The 3863-nt window shown below is 31.2% G+C and carries 10 protein-coding genes; 7 read left to right on the plus strand and 3 right to left on the minus strand.

What is annotated here, in order from left to right:
- Positions 1-182: 182 nt before the first annotated feature.
- On the minus strand, positions 183-248 hold the full coding sequence (locus ACEW7V_RS00125) for a hypothetical protein (protein ID WP_374695698.1): 66 nt from the start codon (positions 246-248) through the stop codon (positions 183-185).
- Between the two features lie 636 nt (positions 249-884).
- Between ACEW7V_RS00125 and ACEW7V_RS00130 the strand changes: the two genes are divergently transcribed.
- The 7 genes from ACEW7V_RS00130 (at position 885) to ACEW7V_RS00160 (ending at position 3136) form a co-directional block, all read left to right on the plus strand.
- On the plus strand, positions 885-1196 hold the full coding sequence (locus ACEW7V_RS00130) for a hypothetical protein (RefSeq protein ID WP_374695481.1): 312 nt from the start codon (positions 885-887) through the stop codon (positions 1194-1196).
- 257 nt (positions 1197-1453) lie between these two features.
- A complete protein-coding gene (locus tag ACEW7V_RS00135) occupies positions 1454-1696 on the plus strand; it encodes a class I tRNA ligase family protein (RefSeq protein ID WP_374695482.1) in 243 nt (80 codons plus the stop codon).
- A gap of 123 nt (positions 1697-1819) precedes the next feature.
- Complete coding sequence (locus ACEW7V_RS00140) at positions 1820-1915, plus strand: hypothetical protein (RefSeq protein ID WP_374695483.1); 96 nt, start codon at positions 1820-1822, stop codon at positions 1913-1915.
- A 161-nt stretch (positions 1916-2076) separates the two neighbouring features.
- Positions 2077-2232: a hypothetical protein gene (locus ACEW7V_RS00145; protein ID WP_374695484.1), complete on the plus strand. Its 156-nt coding sequence runs from the start codon at positions 2077-2079 to the stop codon at positions 2230-2232.
- Between the two features lie 68 nt (positions 2233-2300).
- Positions 2301-2501 (plus strand): hypothetical protein, encoded by a 201-nt coding sequence (locus tag ACEW7V_RS00150; RefSeq protein ID WP_374695485.1) that lies wholly within the window; start codon positions 2301-2303, stop codon positions 2499-2501.
- A gap of 276 nt (positions 2502-2777) precedes the next feature.
- Entirely contained in the window at positions 2778-2918 is a 141-nt protein-coding gene (locus tag ACEW7V_RS00155; protein WP_374695486.1) for a class I tRNA ligase family protein, read from the plus strand.
- Positions 2919-2965: 47 nt separating this feature from the next.
- Positions 2966-3136: a class I tRNA ligase family protein gene (locus ACEW7V_RS00160; RefSeq protein ID WP_374695487.1), complete on the plus strand. Its 171-nt coding sequence runs from the start codon at positions 2966-2968 to the stop codon at positions 3134-3136.
- On the opposite strand, the gene ACEW7V_RS00165 is transcribed toward ACEW7V_RS00160, so the two are convergent.
- Entirely contained in the window at positions 3117-3293 is a 177-nt protein-coding gene (locus tag ACEW7V_RS00165) for a class I tRNA ligase family protein (protein ID WP_374695488.1), read from the minus strand. The genes ACEW7V_RS00160 and ACEW7V_RS00165 overlap by 20 nt on opposite strands.
- 2 nt (positions 3294-3295) lie before the next feature.
- Entirely contained in the window at positions 3296-3784 is a 489-nt protein-coding gene (locus tag ACEW7V_RS00170) for a class I tRNA ligase family protein (protein ID WP_374695489.1), read from the minus strand.
- Positions 3785-3863 lie beyond the last annotated feature (79 nt).

The raw sequence follows: 3863 nt of genomic DNA on the forward strand, positions 1-3863 counted from the left end.
TAAGGCATTGTTTTGAGATGAGAAGTTCGTTCCAAAAGAAATAATCATCGGCAATAACTGCTTTTACTTTCTTTACTTTTTTAAAGCAATCGTATCCAGGAGTATCGATCAAATAAAAAGATTCGTTAATGTCATAGTAGCTTGTGGTGATGGTTTTTGCCAGCCGTTTGAGAAATTTTAGCTTAATTTTTTTTCTTTGGAGTTAAAGCATTGATGAAAGTGCTTTTATTAACGTTGCTTCTGCCCATTAAAACAATTTCGGTTGTTTTTTCAAAGGAATATCTTTAAAATGGACACACACGCACAAAAGTGGCTTTTTAATCATTTTGCTTGTTCCAAAATTAAAAACTCTCATTTCAATTTTTATTATTAAATTAATTGTTTGTTTTTTAAATGTTTTGCAAAAGATCAATTCAACATTATTATTCATTACCACTGCATTGTTATTTTATCAAAAAATATTATTATAAAACGATATCAAAAAATATAAAGCAACAAAAATAATAATTTGCTATAATAATATTTGTAAACCACCTTCAAAAATTTCCCAAAATCATCAATCGCAAACAATTATAGACAAAAGCAAAGAAAAGGAAAAACCAAAATGATTAAAAAAGCCACTTTTGTGCGTAGTATTGTCCATATTTTAAAAGATATTCTTTTGAAAAACAAACCTGAAATTGTTTTAATAAGAAGCAACGTTGCAAAAGCACTGCATCAATGCTTTAATCAAAGAAAAATTAAAGCCAAAATTTCTAAACGGAAGGCAAAACCATCACTCCTAAACTACTATGACATTAACGAATCTTTTTATTTGATCTCGATCTCCTGAATGCAGTTATGCTAAAAAAGTAAAAAAAGAAATTCAAAAGCAGTTATTGCCGATGATTATTTCTTTTTTGGAACGAACTTCTCATCTCAAAGCAGTCTTTCAGCTAATTGATTTTAAAGTGGGTGCTACCCAAGAAGACGATAGAATCCATCAAGCTCTTTTGCAAGTGGGTTTTGAGGTCGTCTTGTTATTTGTTAAAAAGGATAAAGTTAAAAAAAATCTTGTTCCCAAACAATTAAAAATGCTTGTTAATCACTTTCCCCAGATTAAATATTTTTTTTTGATTTCTTCAAAACAACAAGAAGGGCTGGAAGAATTAAAACTGTTTTTAAGTCAATTAATGGATCCAAATGCCAATGATTAAAAAAGGAGTCCCTTATTTTTTTGGCTCTTTTTATTTTTATTTTTCCAACTTTTTCACTTTTGCAAAAAAATTTGTATTTTTTTTATTTCCTCAATCCATTTAAACATTTTCAAAACCCCAAACATAACCCCAAAAACTTTAAAACCAAAGCCAACCCCAAAAAAAGAAAATAGAAAGAAGCTGGCTTTAATGCAAACTAAATATGATTTTAAAAAAGTAGAACATCAAGATACCAACAATGGTTAGAAAAAATATTTTTGTGCCAATCAAACGCCAACAAAAAACTTTTTTACTGTTGTAATTCACCTCCCAATGTAACAGGAAAACATTTGGGACATGCTTGGAATAACACCATTCAAGATATTATTATAAGATTTAAAAAATGCAAAACTTTGATGTGTGCTCTTTTGCCTGGGATGGATCATGCAGGAATTGCCACTCAAAATAAAGTTAAAGAACAATTAAAACAAGAAGGTTTTTTGACCAAAACTTTAAAGTAAAGAAACTTTTTAAAATATGCGTGGCAGTGGAAAGAAAAACATGCCAAAATATTAGGCAACAATGGCAAGTTTTAGGGCTGCATCTAGATTATAATTTTGAAAAATTTACCCTTGATCCTGGATTTGAGCCAAACAGTTCAAGAAGTTTTTGTCAAATTATACCAACAAAAATTAATTTACAGAGATTATAAAATTATTAATTGGGACCCCGAAAGATAAAACAGCCCTTTCTAATGTAGAAGTAAATTACCATGAAACTGAAGGAAAATTATATTATATTAAATATTTTTTGGTTGATTTTCCAACTAATTCAATTTGTCTGACGCTTCTTTGGTTCCTTCTTTTTTTAGAAATTGCAACCACTCGCCCCGAAACCATGTTTGCCGATCCAAGCTTTCAGCAGTAAAATCCTAAACCCTGAATATCAATCTTTTATTGGCAAAAAAGTTTTTATTCCTGACACTAACATTCAAATTCCTGTTATTAGTGATAATTACGTAGATATTAATTTTGGTACAGGAGTTGTAAAAAAGTGACACCTGGACATGATATTAATGATTTTGAAGTAGCTAAAAGCACGATCAATTAAAAGCTTTATTAATGCATGAACGAAGATGGCACTATGAACGACTTAGCCTTGCAATATCAAGGATTAGACCGCTTTGTTTGTCGTCAAAAGTTATTGCAAACTCTTAAACAAAAAGGTTTTTTTACAAAAACCGAAAATCACCTTCATAAAGTAGGATATTCAAGTATTTCGGATGCCATCATCGGAACCGCGTCTTTCTTTACAATGGTTTTTTAAAAACCAAAGCCATCGCCCAAATTGCTTTAAAAACGAACAAAATCAATTTTTTTCCGCTTCGTTTTGAAAATATTTTTAATAATTGGCTCCAAAATATCGAGAAGACTGGTGTATTTCGCGTCAATTATGGTGGGAGTCATCAAAAAATTCCTGCTGTAGCATAAAAGGACAAGAAATTAAAGTTCAAATAGAAAGCCCTGGTCAGAATGGAACCTTGATTGTGATGTTTTGGATACTTGGTTTTCTTCTGCTTTGTGGCCTTTTTAGCATTTTGGGATGGCTTTCCAATTGCAATGCCCTTTATTTAAAAATCGTTTTCCTACTGATGTTTTAGTAACAGGCTATGACATTTTAACTTTTTGGGTATCAAAAATGGTTTTTCAAAGTATTTTTCTTCGCCCACAAAGACCCTTTTAAAGATGTTTTATTACATGGTTTAGTAAGAGATAACAAAGGACAAAAAAATGTCTAAATCAAAAGGTAATGGTGTTGATCCTTTGGAAGTTGTTGCCAAATATGGTACCGATGCTCTTAGATGGTTTTTAATTACTAACGCTGCTCCTGGGTCTGATTTATTCTATGATGAGACTAAAGTTGCTTCATCTTGGAATTTTATTAAGCCATTTGTGGGTTAATAAAATATTTGAAAAACCATTTTTGATACCCAAAAGTTAAAATGTCATAGCCTGTTACTAAAACATCAGTAGGAAAACGATTTTTAAATAAAGGGGCATTGCAATTAGGCCATCCCAAAATGCTAAGGCCACAAAGCAGAAGAAAACCAAGTATCAAACTTATCTACAATCAAGTTCCATTCTGGACCAGAGGCTTTCTATTTGAACTTTAATTTCTTGTCCTTTATGCCAAGCAGGAATTTGATGACCCCACCATAATTGACGCGAAATACACCAGTCTTCGATATTTTGGAGCCCAATTATTAAAAATATTTTCAAAACGAAGCGGAAAAAAATTGATTTTGTTCGTTTTAAAGCAATTTGGGCGATGGCTTTGGTTTTTAAAAACCATTGTAAAGAAAGACGCGGTTCGATGATGGCATCCGAAATACTTGAATATCCTACTTTATGAAGGTGATTTTCGGTTTTTGTAAAAAAACCTTTTTGTTTAAGAGTTTGCAATAACTTTTGACGACAAACAAAGCGGTCTAATCCTTGATATTGCAAGGCTAAGTCGTTCATAGTGCCATCTTCGTTCATGCATAATAAAGCTTTTAATTGATGTCTTTTAGCTACTTCAAAATCATTAATATCATGTCCAGGTGTCACTTTTACAACTCACCAATACCATTAATATCTACGTAATTATCACTAATAACAGAATTTGAATGTTAGTAGCAATACGTAA

The organism is Areca yellow leaf disease phytoplasma (assembly GCF_041920595.1).

Excerpts from the sequence above, each read along its gene's own strand:
- ACEW7V_RS00155 (WP_374695486.1), top strand. The coding sequence starts at position 2,778 with ATGGCTTTCCAATTGCAATGCCCTTTATTTAAAAATCGTTTTCCTACT.
- ACEW7V_RS00160 (WP_374695487.1), top strand. The coding sequence starts at position 2,966 with ATGTCTAAATCAAAAGGTAATGGTGTTGATCCTTTGGAAGTTGTTGCC.
- ACEW7V_RS00150 (WP_374695485.1), top strand. The coding sequence starts at position 2,301 with ATGAACGAAGATGGCACTATGAACGACTTAGCCTTGCAATATCAAGGA.
- ACEW7V_RS00130 (WP_374695481.1), top strand. The coding sequence starts at position 885 with ATGATTATTTCTTTTTTGGAACGAACTTCTCATCTCAAAGCAGTCTTT.